At 57.5% G+C, this 16,796-nt stretch carries 7 protein-coding genes, 2 tRNA genes, 3 rRNA genes and 1 pseudogene; 11 read left to right on the top strand and 2 right to left on the bottom strand.

Features of this window, described 5'->3' with window-relative positions; all coding sequences use genetic code 11:
* Positions 1–28: 28 nt before the first annotated feature.
* The 6 genes from ACEN42_RS02590 to rrf all read left to right on the top strand — a co-directional run bounded on the left by ACEN42_RS02590 (position 29) and on the right by rrf (position 6,536).
* The gene (locus ACEN42_RS02590; protein ID WP_238217926.1) at positions 29–805 is read left to right on the top strand and encodes an enoyl-CoA hydratase; all 777 of its coding nucleotides are present in this window, start codon (positions 29–31) and stop codon (positions 803–805) included.
* Between the two features lie 473 nt (positions 806–1,278).
* Positions 1,279–2,812, top strand: a 16S ribosomal RNA gene (locus ACEN42_RS02595).
* 62 nt (positions 2,813–2,874) lie between these two features.
* Positions 2,875–2,951, top strand: a tRNA-Ile gene (locus ACEN42_RS02600).
* A gap of 47 nt (positions 2,952–2,998) precedes the next feature.
* Positions 2,999–3,074, top strand: a tRNA-Ala gene (locus ACEN42_RS02605).
* Between the two features lie 287 nt (positions 3,075–3,361).
* Positions 3,362–6,248: ribosomal RNA gene (locus tag ACEN42_RS02610) — 23S ribosomal RNA — on the top strand.
* 174 nt (positions 6,249–6,422) lie between these two features.
* Positions 6,423–6,536 (top strand): 5S ribosomal RNA (gene rrf / locus ACEN42_RS02615).
* Together the 16S, 23S and 5S rRNA genes with 2 tRNA genes alongside form the textbook arrangement of a ribosomal RNA operon.
* A 119-nt stretch (positions 6,537–6,655) precedes the next feature.
* On the opposite strand, the gene ACEN42_RS02620 is transcribed toward rrf, so the two are convergent.
* Positions 6,656–7,846: a M20 aminoacylase family protein gene (locus ACEN42_RS02620; protein ID WP_371880560.1), complete on the bottom strand. Its 1,191-nt coding sequence runs from the start codon at positions 7,844–7,846 to the stop codon at positions 6,656–6,658.
* Positions 7,847–8,006: 160 nt separating this feature from the next.
* Here ACEN42_RS02620 and ACEN42_RS02625 point away from each other — a divergent pair, with 160 nt between their 5' ends.
* The 3 genes and pseudogenes from ACEN42_RS02625 to ACEN42_RS02635 all read left to right on the top strand — a co-directional run bounded on the left by ACEN42_RS02625 (position 8,007) and on the right by ACEN42_RS02635 (position 13,415).
* Complete coding sequence (locus tag ACEN42_RS02625; RefSeq protein WP_371880561.1) at positions 8,007–10,088, top strand: molybdopterin-dependent oxidoreductase; 2,082 nt, start codon at positions 8,007–8,009, stop codon at positions 10,086–10,088.
* A gap of 375 nt (positions 10,089–10,463) precedes the next feature.
* Positions 10,464–11,369: pseudogene (locus ACEN42_RS02630) on the top strand (IS110 family transposase); the annotation flags it as partial.
* 372 nt (positions 11,370–11,741) lie between these two features.
* Positions 11,742–13,415 (top strand): long-chain fatty acid--CoA ligase, encoded by a 1,674-nt coding sequence (locus ACEN42_RS02635; protein ID WP_371880562.1) that lies wholly within the window; start codon positions 11,742–11,744, stop codon positions 13,413–13,415.
* 158 nt (positions 13,416–13,573) lie between these two features.
* On the opposite strand, the gene ACEN42_RS02640 is transcribed toward ACEN42_RS02635, so the two are convergent.
* Complete coding sequence (locus tag ACEN42_RS02640; protein ID WP_187606110.1) at positions 13,574–14,749, bottom strand: porin; 1,176 nt, start codon at positions 14,747–14,749, stop codon at positions 13,574–13,576.
* 555 nt (positions 14,750–15,304) lie between these two features.
* On the opposite strand from ACEN42_RS02640, the gene coq7 reads away from it, so the two are divergent.
* A complete protein-coding gene (gene coq7, locus ACEN42_RS02645) occupies positions 15,305–15,961 on the top strand; it encodes a 2-polyprenyl-3-methyl-6-methoxy-1,4-benzoquinone monooxygenase (protein WP_238212843.1) in 657 nt (218 codons plus the stop codon).
* A gap of 390 nt (positions 15,962–16,351) precedes the next feature.
* On the top strand, positions 16,352–16,780 hold the full coding sequence (mraZ, locus tag ACEN42_RS02650) for a division/cell wall cluster transcriptional repressor MraZ (protein ID WP_035510172.1): 429 nt from the start codon (positions 16,352–16,354) through the stop codon (positions 16,778–16,780).
* Positions 16,781–16,796 lie beyond the last annotated feature (16 nt).

Consider the following 16,796-nt stretch of genomic DNA (forward strand, 5'->3'; position numbering starts at 1 on the left):
TTACCTGAGGATCCCAAGGAGGGAGCGAATGGCATACGAGAATCTGCTGGTCGAAACGCGCGGTCGGGTTGGGCTGATCACGCTGAACCGTCCGAAAGCGCTCAATGCGCTGAACGACGCGCTGATGGACGAACTGGGCACCGCCCTCAAGGCCTTCGACGCCGACGAGGACATCGGCGCGATCGTCCTGACGGGCAGCGAGAAGGCGTTCGCTGCCGGGGCCGACATCGGCATGATGGCCAGCTATTCCTATATGGATGTCTACAAGGGCGACTACATCACGCGCAATTGGGAAACGATCCGCACGATTCGCAAGCCGATCATCGCGGCGGTTGCCGGCTTCGCGCTCGGCGGCGGCTGTGAACTTGCGATGATGTGCGACATCGTCATCGCCGCCGATACGGCCAGGTTCGGTCAGCCCGAGATCAAGCTTGGTGTGATTCCCGGCGCAGGAGGGACGCAGCGCTTGCCGCGCGCCGTCTCCAAGGCGAAGGCGATGGATCTCTGCCTGACCGCTCGCATGATGGATGCGAGCGAGGCTGAGCGTGCGGGGCTGGTGTCGCGTGTCGTAGGGGCCGATCGCCTTCTCGACGAGGCCGTCGAAGCCGCGACGATCATCGCCGGATTCTCGCTTCCCGCCGTGATGATGGCCAAGGAGGCAGTCAACCGCGCTTACGAGACGACGCTTGCCGAAGGTGTGCATTTCGAAAGGCGCTTGTTCCATTCGCTGTTCGCCACCGAAGATCAGAAGGAAGGCATGGCGGCGTTTGTCGAAAAGCGGAAGCCAACGTTCAAGCATCGGTGATCTTCTTCGAGAAAGCGCTTGCACTTCTCGATCTCACTCACTAGAATTCCGTTCCTTCGCGATTCGATGAACGCGAAGGAAGCGGGAGTAGGCGGTATCGGTGATGCGCTTGGGATCGGTTGTAGAAGGTGCTAAGCGCGGTTGGCAAGAAGAGAAAATGCTTCGAATCTTGTTGACACGAACCGAAACGTTGTTCATAATCTCGTTTCTCTGCTGCTGATGCAGCGACGCAAGACGGAAGTTGATGTAGTGAATGTCTTGCGATGTGCTCTTTAAAAACTAACAGCCGATAAGTGTGGGCGCTTGATGGCGAGTGCGGTTTCAGTCTTTTTAGGCTGAGACAACAAGCAAAAGTATCAAGAGTCTCACACGAAGTATCAGAGGAAGGTTTTTCATCTTTGGATGAACAATCATCGTCAGAACGTTGAGTGAGCGACCGGTTTCTAACGGAACCGAAAAACAGTAACAGGTTTGAACTGAAGAGTTTGATCCTGGCTCAGATTGAACGCTGGCGGCATGCCTTACACATGCAAGTCGAACGGCAGCACGGGGGCAACCCTGGTGGCGAGTGGCGAACGGGTGAGTAATACATCGGAACGTGTCCTGTAGTGGGGGATAGCCCGGCGAAAGCCGGATTAATACCGCATACGATCTACGGAAGAAAGCGGGGGCTCCTTCGGGACCTCGCGCTATAGGGGCGGCCGATGGCAGATTAGCTAGTTGGTGGGGTAAAGGCCTACCAAGGCGACGATCTGTAGCTGGTCTGAGAGGACGACCAGCCACACTGGGACTGAGACACGGCCCAGACTCCTACGGGAGGCAGCAGTGGGGAATTTTGGACAATGGGGGCAACCCTGATCCAGCAATGCCGCGTGTGTGAAGAAGGCCTTCGGGTTGTAAAGCACTTTTGTCCGGAAAGAAAACCTCTTGGTTAATACCTGAGGGGGATGACGGTACCGGAAGAATAAGCACCGGCTAACTACGTGCCAGCAGCCGCGGTAATACGTAGGGTGCGAGCGTTAATCGGAATTACTGGGCGTAAAGCGTGCGCAGGCGGTCTGTTAAGACCGATGTGAAATCCCCGGGCTTAACCTGGGAACTGCATTGGTGACTGGCAGGCTTTGAGTGTGGCAGAGGGAGGTAGAATTCCACGTGTAGCAGTGAAATGCGTAGAGATGTGGAGGAATACCGATGGCGAAGGCAGCCTCCTGGGCCAACACTGACGCTCATGCACGAAAGCGTGGGGAGCAAACAGGATTAGATACCCTGGTAGTCCACGCCCTAAACGATGTCAACTAGTTGTTGGGGATTCATTTCCTTAGTAACGTAGCTAACGCGTGAAGTTGACCGCCTGGGGAGTACGGTCGCAAGATTAAAACTCAAAGGAATTGACGGGGACCCGCACAAGCGGTGGATGATGTGGATTAATTCGATGCAACGCGAAAAACCTTACCTACCCTTGACATGGTCGGAAGTCTGCTGAGAGGTGGACGTGCTCGAAAGAGAACCGGCGCACAGGTGCTGCATGGCTGTCGTCAGCTCGTGTCGTGAGATGTTGGGTTAAGTCCCGCAACGAGCGCAACCCTTGTCCTTAGTTGCTACGCAAGAGCACTCTAAGGAGACTGCCGGTGACAAACCGGAGGAAGGTGGGGATGACGTCAAGTCCTCATGGCCCTTATGGGTAGGGCTTCACACGTCATACAATGGTCGGAACAGAGGGTTGCCAAGCCGCGAGGTGGAGCCAATCCCAGAAAACCGATCGTAGTCCGGATCGCAGTCTGCAACTCGACTGCGTGAAGCTGGAATCGCTAGTAATCGCGGATCAGCATGCCGCGGTGAATACGTTCCCGGGTCTTGTACACACCGCCCGTCACACCATGGGAGTGGGTTTCACCAGAAGTAGGTAGCCTAACCGCAAGGAGGGCGCTTACCACGGTGGGATTCATGACTGGGGTGAAGTCGTAACAAGGTAGCCGTATCGGAAGGTGCGGCTGGATCACCTCCTTTCTCGAGCTTCGCACGCAACATTAAGCGCTCACGCTTATCGGCTGTTGTTTAAGACAGGCTAAGGGTCTGTAGCTCAGTCGGTTAGAGCACCGTCTTGATAAGGCGGGGGTCGTTGGTTCGAATCCAACCAGACCCACCACCCGAAAAGCGTGCTGATGGGGCAACAGCTCATGGTCAGGCCACGTAGGGGGATTAGCTCAGCTGGGAGAGCACCTGCTTTGCAAGCAGGGGGTCGTCGGTTCGATCCCGTCATCCTCCACCAAGTCCTCAATGCACAGCGCTGAATGGTGATTCAACGTTGTGCATTGGCGACTATAGCCAGTTGATGCTGTTGGGTAGTGAAGTGACCCGATCGGCTAAACGTTCTTTAACAATCTGGAAGAAGTAGTAAAGAGATGCGCTGAAAGCACTTAGAGATGGGTGTGAGTAGGGGCATCAGGGTAGTGATTGTATCAAGTATGAAAAGGTGATCGAAAGATTGCTTTGGAATACGGCACAACGCGAATACTCAGCCTATGACGAGGGTGTTGCGAGACACACTCGTTATAGGGTCAAGCGAACAAGTGCATGTGGTGGATGCCTTGGCGATCACAGGCGATGAAGGACGCGGTAGCCTGCGAAAAGCGGTGGGGAGCTGGCAAACGAGCTTTGATCCACCGATATCCGAATGGGGAAACCCGGCCCGTATGGGTCATCCGTAACTGAATCCATAGGTTACGTGAAGCGAACGCGGTGAACTGAAACATCTAAGTAACCGCAGGAACAGAAATCAACCGAGATTCCCAAAGTAGTGGCGAGCGAAATGGGATCAGCCTGTACTCTTTATCTGAATTGTTAGTCGAACGCTCTGGAAAGTGCGGCCATAGCAGGTGATAGCCCTGTAGACGAAAACAGCTTGGAAGAACTAGGGGTACGAGAAGTAGGGCGGGACACGTGAAATCCTGTCTGAAGATGGGGGGACCATCCTCCAAGGCTAAATACTCGTGATCGACCGATAGTGAACCAGTACCGTGAGGGAAAGGCGAAAAGAACCCCGGGAGGGGAGTGAAATAGATCCTGAAACCGCATGCATACAAACAGTCGGAGCCTCGTAAGGGGTGACGGCGTACCTTTTGTATAATGGGTCAGCGACTTACGTTCAGTAGCGAGCTTAACTGATTAAGGCAGGCGTAGCGAAAGCGAGTCCGAATAGGGCGATCAGTTGCTGGGCGTAGACCCGAAACCAAGTGATCTATCCATGGCCAGGTTGAAGGTGCGGTAACACGTACTGGAGGACCGAACCCACTAACGTTGAAAAGTTAGGGGATGAGCTGTGGATAGGGGTGAAAGGCTAAACAAACTTGGAAATAGCTGGTTCTCTCCGAAAACTATTTAGGTAGTGCCTCGTGTATCACCTTCGGGGGTAGAGCACTGTCATGGTTGTGGGGTCCATTGCGGATTACTACGCCATAGCAAACTCCGAATACCGAAGAGTGCAATCACGGGAGACAGACATCGGGTGCTAACGTCCGGTGTCAAGAGGGAAACAACCCAGACCGCCAGCTAAGGTCCCAAAGATTGGCTAAGTGGGAAACGAAGTGGGAAGGCTAAAACAGTCAGGAGGTTGGCTTAGAAGCAGCCACCCTTTAAAGAAAGCGTAATAGCTCACTGATCGAGTCGTCCTGCGCGGAAGATGTAACGGGGCTCAAGCCAGTCACCGAAGCTGCGGATACACGTTGAAAGACACGTGTGTGGTAGGAGAGCGTTCCGTAAGCCTGCGAAGGTGCGTTGAAAAGCGTGCTGGAGGTATCGGAAGTGCGAATGCTGACATGAGTAGCGATAAAGGGGGTGAAAAGCCCCCTCGCCGTAAGCCCAAGGTTTCCTACGCAACGTTCATCGGCGTAGGGTGAGTCGGCCCCTAAGGCGAGGCAGAAATGCGTAGCTGATGGGAAGCAGGTCAATATTCCTGCACCATTGTTAGATGCGATGGGGGGACGGATCGCGGAAGGTTGTCCGGGTGTTGGACGTCCCGGTCGCTGCATTGGAGAAGGTGCTTAGGCAAATCCGGGCACATAATTCAAGGGTGTGGCGCGAGCTTCTTCGGAAGCGAAGCAATTGGAAGTGGTTCCAAGAAAAGCCTCTAAGCTTCAGTCTAATAGTGACCGTACCGCAAACCGACACAGGTGGGCGAGATGAGTATTCTAAGGCGCTTGAGAGAACTCGGGAGAAGGAACTCGGCAAATTGGTACCGTAACTTCGGGATAAGGTACGCCTCTGTAGCTTGACTGGCCTGCGCCAGAAGGGTGAAGAGGTTGCAATAAACTGGTGGCTGCGACTGTTTAATAAAAACACAGCACTCTGCAAACACGAAAGTGGACGTATAGGGTGTGACGCCTGCCCGGTGCCGGAAGATTAAATGATGGGGTGCAAGCTCTTGATTGAAGTCCCGGTAAACGGCGGCCGTAACTATAACGGTCCTAAGGTAGCGAAATTCCTTGTCGGGTAAGTTCCGACCTGCACGAATGGCGTAACGATGGCCACACTGTCTCCTCCCGAGACTCAGCGAAGTTGAAGTGTTTGTGATGATGCAATCTCCCCGCGGCTAGACGGAAAGACCCCATGAACCTTTACTGTAGCTTTGCATTGGACTTTGAACCGATCTGTGTAGGATAGGTGGGAGGCTATGAAACCGGAACGCTAGTTTCGGTGGAGCCGTCCTTGAAATACCACCCTGGTTTGTTTGAGGTTCTAACCTTGGTCCATTATCTGGATCGGGGACAGTGCATGGTAGGCAGTTTGACTGGGGCGGTCTCCTCCCAAAGTGTAACGGAGGAGTACGAAGGTACGCTAGGTACGGTCGGAAATCGTGCTGATAGTGCAATGGCATAAGCGTGCTTAACTGCGAGACCGACAAGTCGAGCAGGTGCGAAAGCAGGTCATAGTGATCCGGTGGTTCTGTATGGAAGGGCCATCGCTCAACGGATAAAAGGTACTCTGGGGATAACAGGCTGATACCGCCCAAGAGTTCATATCGACGGCGGTGTTTGGCACCTCGATGTCGGCTCATCTCATCCTGGGGCTGTAGCCGGTCCCAAGGGTATGGCTGTTCGCCATTTAAAGAGGTACGTGAGCTGGGTTTAAAACGTCGTGAGACAGTTTGGTCCCTATCTGCCGTGGGCGTTGGATATTTGAAGGGGGCTGCTCCTAGTACGAGAGGACCGGAGTGGACGAACCTCTGGTGTACCGGTTGTCACGCCAGTGGCATCGCCGGGTAGCTATGTTCGGAAGAGATAACCGCTGAAAGCATCTAAGCGGGAAACTCGCCTTAAGATGAGATATCCCCGGGGCTTCGAGCCCCTTGAAGGGTCGTTCCAGACCAGGACGTTGATAGGTCAGGTGTGTAAGTGCAGTAATGCATTGAGCTAACTGATACTAATTGCCCGTAAGGCTTGATCCTATAACCAGTGTGTTTCGCGATGATCGTCAGTGCTTCAGCACTTACGAGCATCTCGCCCCCGCAGGGGGCACCACTGGTTGAGTACCGTGTGTGCAACAGTCACCACCCGAATTCACTACTACTTCTTCCCAGATTGGTTGTAGCGCCCCACAGGCGACACAACAACAAGTCATGCCTGATGACCATAGCGAGTCGGTACCACCCCTTCCCATCCCGAACAGGACCGTGAAACGACTCCACGCCGATGATAGTGCGGATCACCCGTGTGAAAGTAGGTAATCGTCAGGCTCCTCATGCCGCAAACAAAAACCCCACCCCGCAAAGGTGGGGTTTTTGCGTTGGCGTGGCAAATTTGGCAGCGCGACGCTCCAACGCGAAGAGCGATGGCTATTCGCCGCCGCAGCTCATCAACGAGCCATGAATCGCTCTACCAAACGCACCCAATACGACGATCCGACGGACAGCAGATCATCGTTGAAGTCATAACTGGCGTTGTGCAGCATACATGGGCCAGCGCCATGTCCTCTCTCGCGATGTCCACCATCGCCATTACCCAAGAACGCGTAGCATCCGGGCCTCTCGAGAAGCATGAACGAGAAATCTTCCGCGCCCATCGTCGGTTCGACGGCGTTGTCGACCTTATCTTTTCCTACGACTTCGGCCATGACTTCCGCCGCGAATCTCGTCTCTTCAGCCGCGTTGATCGTCGGCGGATAGTTTCTGTTGAAGTGCAATTCCACCTCGCAATCGTACGCCGCAGCAGTTGCTTCGACGATTTTGTGCATGCGCTCTTCGATCAGATCGAGCGTTGCAACGGTGAAGGTGCGCACAGTGCCACCGAGCCACGCCTGATCGGGCACCACGTTCGCTGCTTCCCCAGCATGAATCTGGGTGATGGAAAGCACCGCGGTATCGATCGGCTTTTTGTTTCGCGTAATGATGCTCTGAAGTCCGTTCGCAATCTGAACCGCCGTAAATACCGGATCGCGTCCGTTATGCGGCAAGGCTGCGTGTGAACCAGTTCCGCGAACCGTGATGCGAAACTCGTTGCTCGACGCCATGATCGGCCCTTCGACCACGCCGAAACTGCCGGCGGGCATGCCGGGCCAGTTGTGAATGCCGAACACGGCATCGACGGGAAATCGCTTGAAGAGACCATCCTCGATCATTGCCTTCGCGCCCGCACCGCCTTCCTCGGCCGGCTGAAAAATGAAAACGACGGTCCCGTCGAATTTGCCATGCTCGGCGAGATGTTTCGCGGCGCCAAGCAGCATTGCAGTGTGACCATCGTGGCCGCAGGCATGCATGCGGCCGTCGTTCGTCGATCGATGTCCGAACGTATTGAGTTCCTGAACGGGCAACGCATCCATGTCCGCGCGCAGCCCGATCGATGCGCCGCCAGTGCCGCGCTTCAGTACTCCGACGACGCCCGTCTTTCCCAATCCCCGATGCACCTCGATTCCCCAACGCTCGAGGCTCTCGGCCACGAGTTTCGCGGTGCCGACCTCTTCGTAACGCAATTCGGGATGGGCATGGATCGTTCGTCGGAGCGTTTTGATTTCGTCGTGTGATGCTTCGATTTCTGGGATCAGATTCATTTGAACCGCTCTCACGTTTGAATTCGGATCGCGCTTATTGAACGCGTTAGTCGCTCCATTCTACGCCGCCACTATTTGCGGCATCGGACGGTCGATCGCATAGCGGCCGTAATAGAATTCCGTCATCTGCCGCCTTTTGTTCTGATTTACCGGACTTCCAATGAACGCTCCAGCCGAGTTCGCCCGAGCCGTATGCCCACACGATTGCCCCGATACCTGCGCGATGCGCGTAACGGTCAGAGACGGCAAAGCGATCAAAATCAGCGGCGATCCGGATCATCCTCCGACGCAGGGCGTTCTTTGCACGAAGGTCGCCCGATACGCCGAGCGTACACATCACAAAGATCGGCTTCTGACGCCGCTGCGGCGAATCGGTAAGAAGGGCGAGGGCCGCTTTGAGCCGATCACGTGGGACAAGGCACTGCAACTCGCCGCCGAACGCCTGAAGCCGATCGCGCAGCGTGCGCCCGAAGCCATCGTTCCATACAGTTATGCTGGAACGATGGGTCTGGTGCAGGGAGAAAGCATCGCTGCTCGATTTTTCAACGTGCTGGGCGCCTCACGACTCGAGCGCACCATTTGCGCCGCCGCGGGTGCGGCTGGCCTGCACTACACGTACGGCGCCAGCCTCGGCATGCACGCGGAGTTCTACGAAGAGAGCGAACTTATCCTGATCTGGGGAGCGAATCCGATCGCGTCGAGCCTGCATTTCTGGACGCGCGCGCAAGAAGCGAAGCGTCGCGGCGCAAAGCTGATCGCGATCGATCCCTATAAGTCGCTCACGGCGGAAAAGTGTCATCAGCACGTCGCGCTGCGCCCGGGCACCGATGCCGCGCTCGCTCTCGGCATGATCGACGTGCTGATCCGCGAGAATTTCATCGACGACGAATATGTAAGCGCGCATACGGTCGGCTTCGAAGAACTTGCGGCGCGCGCGGCGCAGTATCCGCCTTCGCGGGTTGCGCAGATATGCGGCATCGAAGAGAACGTCGTCGTGGAACTCGCTCGCGCTTTCGGATCGACGAAGAAGGCTGCAATCCGGCTCAACTACGGCATGCAGCGCGTGCGCGGTGGCGGCAACGCGGTCCGCGCAATTGCCTGCTTGCCCTCATTGACCGGCACGTGGCGCGAACGCGCCGGAGGCTTGCTGCTTTCTTCGTCGGGTTGGACGCCGGTCAACGGCAGTGCGCTGGAGCGTCCCGATTTGCTGCCCGGTTGGCCTTCGAAATTGCCCCGTGCGGTCAACATGAATGCGATCGGCGATGCGCTGCTCCATCCTGGTGACGAGAATTTCGGTCCCAAGATCGAAGCGCTGATCGTGTACAACTCGAATCCTGTCGCGGTGGCGCCCGACTCGGCGAAGGTCGAGGCGGGCTTCGCGCGCGAGGATTTGTTCACGATCGTGCTCGAACACTTTCAGACCGATACCGCCGATTACGCCGACCTGATCTTCCCCGCGACGACGCAACTCGAACATCTGGACGTCCACAAGTCGTACGGTCATACCCATGTGATGGCCAATCTTCCGGCGATTCAACCCGTCGGCGAAGCGCGTCCGAACACTGAGATATTCCGCGGCCTCGCCCGCGCGATGGATCTCACCGAACCCGCGCTTTTCGAATCCGACGAGCAGATCGCGTCGAAGGCTTTCCGCTGGGACGACAAAACACTCGAGGGCCAGAGCTGGGACAAGCTGAAGGCGTCCGGCTGGTTGAAGCTCGACATCGCCGACGCGCCACTGGCCGACGGCGCGTTCCGCACGCCATCCGGAAAATGCGAGTTCTACAGCGAACGCCTGAAACTCGAAGGCCTCGACCCTCTGCCGGACTACCTGCCTCCGTACGAATCCGCGGACGGCTCGCCGGAACTGGCCGCGCGTTATCCGCTCGCGATGATCTCTCCGCCCGCCCGCAACTTCCTGAACAGCAGTTTCGTGAACATCGAGAGCCTGCGCGCGGCGGAACGCGAACCTCATCTTGATATTCATCCTGTCGATGCAAAAGCGCGAGGCGTTGTGGATGGCGCGCTGGTGCGCATCTTCAACGATCGCGGCTCGATGCAGGCCCGCGCGCGCGTGACGGACCGCGCGCGCGAAGGCGTCGTTGTCGGATTGTCGATCTGGTGGAAGAAGCTGTCGCCGGATGGCTGCAACGCGAATCAGGTAACCAGTCAGGCGTTGACCGACCTCGGAGGCTCCGCGACCTTTTACGATTGCCTCGTCGAAGTCGAGCAGTTGGATTGACGTGCATCGGACGAGCAAACTCGAACGGGTCTAATGGAATGGACGCCCCCACCCGAAACGGCATCGATGTGCCAAATCTATGGTCCACCCCGTTTTTGCAACCCTGATCTTCGATGGCGAGTTGGCTTGCTTAAATCTATTCGGCGTCATTGTGGGGATCGCTCCCCGCGCCACGATGAGATTCGCGCCTGACGATCCTTAACAGTGGATCGGCTTCGAAAAGCCTCTTTGGCACTCAGGTTCTTCGGCAGGCCGCTGAGCCGTTCACGTCATCAATTTTCAGTCGTCGCAAAACCAGTTGGGTGATCGTGTTAAGTAAAGATGAAGCTGTGTTCGTTCAGATCGGGTGAGCTGCGTAGCCGGCGTCGAATGTGCCTGTCGCCCTGTCTGATCGGGATGGAGGCCTGTGGGAGCGCGCACTACTGGGCTCGCAAACTCGAGACCATGGGGCATGCCGTGCGACTGATCCCACCGCAATTCGTCAAGCCTTACGTGAAGACGAACAAGAACGACGCGGCCGACGCCGAGGCGATCTGCGAAGCCGTCGCGCGGCCGAATATGCGCTTCGTGCCGGTCAAGAACATTGAGCAGCAGTCGGTGCTGTCGCTACATCGTGTCCGGCAAGGCTTCGTGCGGGCACGTACTGCGCAAGCCAACCAGATACGCGGTCTGCTTAGTGAGTTCGGACTGGTTGTCCCGCAAGGGATCTCCCACATTGCCCGACGGGTACCCGAGTTGCTCGAAGATGCGACCAACGAGTTGACGGGATCGTTCCGGCTGCTGATTCAGCGCCTGATGGAACACCTTAAAGAGCTCGACTGTCAGGTCCGGGAGCTGGAGGTGCAGATTCAAACGTGGCACCGCGAGAACGAAGCCAGTTGCAAGCTCGCGAAGGTGCCCGGCATCGGGCCGATTACCGCGAGTGCATTGATTGCCTCGATCGGCGACGCAAAGAGTTTTTCAAACGGGCGTCAGCTCGCGGCATGGCTTGGTCTGGTGCCCCGGCAGAACTCCAGCGGCGGCAAGACCGTGCTACTCGGTATCAGTAAAAGAGGCGACACCTATTTGAGAACGTTGCTGATTCACGGCGCGCGTTCAGTAATTCAGGCTGCCAGTCGCAAGGAGCAGAAAGATTATTGGTTGCAGCGCCTGTTACAGCGGCGAAACCCGAATGTCGCAGCCGTGGCACTCGCAAACAAAAATGCACGGATCGTATGGGCACTCCTGGCCCGCAGTCGCGAGTTCGAGAGCGATTACGCGGCGGCAAAAATGGCAGTTTAACCTCAGCAATACCCGCATCGAATAACGAACAGCAGGAGACTTCAGCCGATTGCCTGGGCAATCATTACGTGATGGCAGAACAGGTTAGACCGTGGTCGGGAAAGTCTGAAAACACCGGTGTGCGCGACAGCACGCAAATCTGATGAGACCCCGACCAGCAAATTCCATCAGGGACCGCCGGCTTGCGCCGGACAGCGAAGTCCGGATGCATGGCTGCAATCTTAACCTTCACACCGTCGCAGATGAGAGCTTGGCAAACCGGGGGCGTCCATGCATGGTGTATGGCGTCTAACCCAGTTGTCGGAGGCTTGGCGAAAAGCTACGATCTCGCTTCCGCACGACCATTCTAAAATCATATAAAGGAGACGCCGTATGGAGAAACCCTGGTTGCAGTCTTACCCGGCCGGCGTGCCTGCGTCCATCGATGCCTCCGCGTATCGGTCAGTTCCCGAATTGCTCGAGGATAGTTTTCGCAAGAATCGCGATCGCCGCGCGTTCGTGTGCATGGGCCAGGCGATTACATACGCCGAGCTCGACGCAATGTCGAGAAAGCTGGCCGCGTGGTTCCAGCAGCGGGGGATGAAGCCCGGCGCACGCGTCGCGCTGATGATGCCGAACGTCCTGCAATATCCCGTCGCGATTGCGGCCGTGCTGCGCGCCGGCTACATCGTCCTCAACGTGAATCCGCTTTACACGCCGCGCGAGCTCGAGCATCAACTCAAGGATAGCGGCGCGGAAGCGATCGTCATTCTGGAGAACTTCGCCGGCACGCTTCAGGCAGTCGTCAAGAACACGGCAATCAAACATGTCGTGGTCGCGTCGATGGGCGATCTGATGGGCTTGAAAGGGCTGTTGGTCAACTTCGTCGTGCGTCGCGTGAAGAAGATGGTGCCCGAGTGGAGCCTGCCCGGCAGCATTCGCTTCAACGATGCGATCGACCAGGGCGGCCGCATCGCGCTCCAGCCTGTCAGCCAGAGCCCTGACGACGTCGCGTTCCTGCAGTACACAGGCGGCACGACGGGCGTCGCGAAGGGCGCGACGCTTACGCACCGCAATATCATCGCGAACACGCTGCAGTCCGAAGTCTGGCTCGATCCGGCACGCAAGCGCCGCCCCGATATCGATCAGTTCGTTTGCGTGGTCGCGCTGCCGCTGTATCACATCTTCGCGCTTACGGTGTGCGGGATGCTGACGATCCGGACTGGTGGCCTGGGCGTGCTGATCCCGAATCCGCGTGACATCGCCGGGACCATCAAGGAATTGAAGGGCATTCCCATCAACACGTTCCCGGCGGTGAACACGCTCTACAACGCGCTGCTGAATCATCCCGATTTCGGCAAGCTCGATTTCTCCAAACTCATCGCGGCGAACGGCGGCGGCATGGCGGTTCAGGAGGCCGTCGCAAAACGCTGGTTTGCCGCGACCGGTGTGCCGATCATCGAGGGTTACGGCTTGTCCGAGACGTCTCCGTGCGTGACCTGCAATCCGGTGACCGCGACCGAATATACGGGCACGATCGGCTTGCCGCTTCCATCGACGGAAGTCTCCATCCGCGACGATGACAACCGCGAAGTGCCGCTCGGCCAACCCGGCGAAATTTGCATTCGCGGTCCGCAGGTGATGGCGGGGTACTGGAACCGTCCCGACGAAACGGCGAAAGTGATGACGCACGACGGCTTTTTCCGCTCGGGCGACGTGGGCGTGCTGGACGAGCGCGGCTACGTGAAGATCGTCGATCGCAAGAAGGACATGATCCTCGTGTCGGGCTTCAACGTGTATCCGAACGAAGTCGAGGATGTCGTCGCCATGTTGCCGGGCGTGTTCGAAGTCGCCGCGGTCGGGGTGAAGGACCAGGCGTCCGGCGAGGCGGTGAAGCTATTCATCGTGCGCAAGGATCTGAGTCTGACGGAAGCCGATGTCATCGCCTTCTGCAAGGAGCGGCTCACCGGCTACAAACGCCCGCGCATGATCGAATTCCGCGACGAGTTGCCAAAGAGCAATGTCGGCAAGATTCTGCGACGCGAATTGCGCGACGGCCGCGCGTAGCGTTCGAATCGTCCGAAGCGAAAAAGCCATCGTGTCGTGAGACGCGATGGCTTTTTTGTTGGGCGCGCGCGACGCAATGACATTGCAATTTCCCGGTCGCGAACGAAAAAAAGGCACCCGAAGGCGCCTTTCAGAGGATACCGCTTTGTTACGACTTATTAGAACTTGTGACGGATACCGACAACAGCAGCAACCTGGTTCGACGTCGACGACGGCGACAGACCGTTGATGTTCGCAACCGCGGTGCGGTTCGTCGAGTCCGTGCCGCTCGCGTGCTGGTAGATACCGTCGATGTACACGTCGGTGCGCTTCGACAGGAAGTAGTCGGCGCCGAGCATGCCTTGATGGTACTTGGCGTCGGTCAGGCCGTAACCCTTCGTGTAGTCATATGCGACGCCGAGCAGCAGGGCCGGGGTCAACTGATACTTGAAGTTGATTTCGGCGTTGTGGAACTTGCCCGAGCCGCCCGTGAAGCCAGCCGGGTTCAGGCCAGCGCCTGCTTCATTGTTGACGTCCTTGAACTGCGTGTTGCTATACGTTGCGCCGATGGTCGCTGCGCCGAACGTGTAAGCACCGCCAGCCGAGATGACTTGCTGCGTCTTGGCCGATGCGAAGCCCGAGTACACGCGGCTCGTCATGTTCGAAGCCGTAGGCGTCGTGGCTGCGTTGCGGCTCGTCGCGTTGTTGCCGAAGAACGAATAGTTCGGATCCTTGACGTTCAAGTAGCCCGCGCCCAATTGCAGGGGACCTTGCGAGTAGCCGAGACCAACCGACCAGATCTGGTTGCGGTTGAACTGACCAGCCTGGCCGCCGAGGCTATACAGGCCGCCGAACGTGAAGCCGGCGTAGTTTGCGCTCGTGTACTTGACCGCGTTGTTCACGCGATTCGAGTTGTTCATGTTGTCCAGGTCGCCCGGGTGCGCGCCGAAGTACGACGCCCACTGGCTACCGACTTCGAATGCGCCGGTGTAGTCAACCACGGAGTCGTACTGGCGACCCAGGGTGACCGTGCCGAATTGCGCCGTCGACAGACCGACATAAGCCTGACGGCCGAACATGTCGCCGCCCTGGCCCAGCTGACCGTTGAACACGTTGAAGCCGTTTTCCAACACGAAGATGGCCTTCAGACCGCCACCGAGGTCTTCCGTGCCGCGCAGGCCCCAACGGCTACCTTGCAGGTTGCCGCTGTTCATTGCATACAGCTTCTGGCCGTTGCTGTTGTTGTTGTAGGCGAAGCCTGCGTCGATGATGCCGTACAGCGTCACGCTGCTCTGCGCATGTGCGGCGCCTGCGAATGCGCCCAATGCGGCGAGAGCGAGAAGCGACTTTTTCATTGAATAGATCTCCAGGGAGTGTTTGCGACTTTGTGGCAAGGTCACTGTTCTAGCGCCAGTGTGTTGACGGTCCCTGCCGGGCTTCTAAATTGAAGTTGAGACGTAATGTAACAAAGAGGCTTTGGCGGACAAAGGAAAAGGGGTGATCCGCCGGACTAATGTGACGTTTACGCAACAGCGCTAAAATGTTGGTTTTGCAGGAGTTTTGCGACTCGTGTTTGCCCTAATTACCAAAACTGGTGCTTGCGAAGGGGCGATTTGGGTGCAGTTCCGTGGGCCGAAAGTGCTTCGTCAAAATTTGTCGGCGCGCTAAACCGCGACGCATTCGCGACGGTTTCCATGGAAGAACCTGCACGCTCTCCGGACTGCCGCAAGCCCGTTCTGGCAAGCCTGCGCGGCGTCGCGGCCTGTCGATGTGCGCTAGAATCCGCGTTTTCCCTCGCATGCTCGCTCGGCCATTGATCGCAGCACGAAATCAGTTCCGACGAGCCTGCGACTACGGTTTGCCGCAACGTGCAAACGCCGTGACCACGGACTATGAAGAGAGGTGACAACATGACGCTCGATGAAGTCATCAGCGAGTTCGATCGAGGCTTGCGCTCCATGACCGGCGTAAGTCGCATGTCGCGGCCGATTCCCGAATCGACGATCTCCGGCTCCGATCTGCAAGGCGGAGATCTCTCCGAAGAATCGCAACTCACCGAGAAAGAGCGCGCTCATTCGGCCGGCTTGATGCGTGTGAACCACGTGGGGGAAGTCTGCGCACAGGCGCTTTATCAGGCGCAAAAGCTCGCCACGAATTCGCCCGAGCTCAAGGCGGGCTTCGAGCGAGCGGCTCGCGAGGAAGAAGATCATCTCGCGTGGACGTCGACGCGGCTGAAGGATCTGGAGTCGCGGCCAAGCTTGCTGAACCCGCTGTGGTATGCGGGCGCGCTTGCGATCGGTTTCGTCGCGGGCCGGTTTGGCGATCGCGCGAGTCTCGGCTTCATGGCTGAAACCGAGCGTCAGGTCGAGCAACATCTCGATGGCCACATGAAGACGTTGCCGGCGAACGATCACGCGTCGCGCGCGATCGTCGAGCAGATGCGTCTCGATGAAAGCGCGCACGCCGCCGCGGCGATCGGCGCGGGTGGAAGCGAAGTGCCGTTTCCGGTTCGCGCGCTCATGCGCGCGGCTTCCAAAGTGATGACCGGCACGGCCTACTACATATAGAGCATTGAACGCCTCGACCGATCGCGCAGCCGGTCGGCCCGAGGCGCATCCCGCCGGAACCCGATAGCAGACCACGAAACGACCCGAAGAACCGTTACATTTCCCTCATTTCGCCTGCTCATTTCACGTACTACCTTCACATCCCGCACTAGCTCTCTAATTCATAACGGTTTTCTCTTTCACCGTCACTTCAAGCTCCCGCGCTAAGTCCTTGTTCTAGCGAATAAAAAGCACTCGAAAAAAAGTTACGCGTCTTGACCGAGGAAATGCGTTCCTCTAAAGTGGGAGACAGTGTGAGAAAGTGGTCTTTTGTGTGATTCAGAAGCCATTTTCGAGCAAAACTGGGTGGGACGGGCGTCAGGGTGGGCGTCCGAAACGGGGAGAGGGTGAGTGTTCCAAGGGGCGTCGGCGCTGACGCTCGATGCGAAAGGACGGATGTCGGTTCCGTCTCGCTATCGGGAAGCGCTGCAAGGGCAGGCAGAAGGCCGGGTGACGCTCACGAAGAGCCCGGATGGATGCCTGTTGCTCTTTCCTCGCCCGGAGTGGGAAGTCTTTCGCGCCAAGGTCGCCGCGCTTCCGATGGAAGCCATGTGGTGGCGGCGCATCTTTCTCGGTAATGCAATGGATGTCGAACTCGACAGCGCCGGGCGCGTGCTGGTCTCGCCCGAGCTGCGCGCTGCCGCGTCGCTGGAAAAAGAAGTGACCTTGCTCGGCATGGGCGCGCACTTCGAGTTGTGGGATTCGCAGACATACGCGGCGAAGGAAGCAGCGGCGATGGCGCAGGGCATGCCCGACGCGCTGAAGAATTTCACTTTCTGACGCGGCGCTGAAGAAC

Source organism: Caballeronia sp. S22 (assembly GCF_964261745.1).
In the GTDB taxonomy this organism is placed as follows: Bacteria; Pseudomonadota; Gammaproteobacteria; order Burkholderiales; family Burkholderiaceae; genus Caballeronia; species Caballeronia jiangsuensis.

Bases quoted from the DNA above. Each gene is read 5' to 3' on its own strand.
- coq7 (WP_238212843.1), top strand. From the start codon at position 15,305: ATGACGCTCGATGAAGTCATCAGCGAGTTCGATCGAGGCTTGCGCTCC.
- ACEN42_RS02620 (WP_371880560.1), bottom strand. From the start codon at position 7,846: ATGAATCTGATCCCAGAAATCGAAGCATCACACGACGAAATCAAAACG.
- ACEN42_RS02625 (WP_371880561.1), top strand. From the start codon at position 8,007: ATGAACGCTCCAGCCGAGTTCGCCCGAGCCGTATGCCCACACGATTGC.
- ACEN42_RS02635 (WP_371880562.1), top strand. From the start codon at position 11,742: ATGGAGAAACCCTGGTTGCAGTCTTACCCGGCCGGCGTGCCTGCGTCC.
- ACEN42_RS02640 (WP_187606110.1), bottom strand. From the start codon at position 14,749: ATGAAAAAGTCGCTTCTCGCTCTCGCCGCATTGGGCGCATTCGCAGGC.
- ACEN42_RS02590 (WP_238217926.1), top strand. From the start codon at position 29: ATGGCATACGAGAATCTGCTGGTCGAAACGCGCGGTCGGGTTGGGCTG.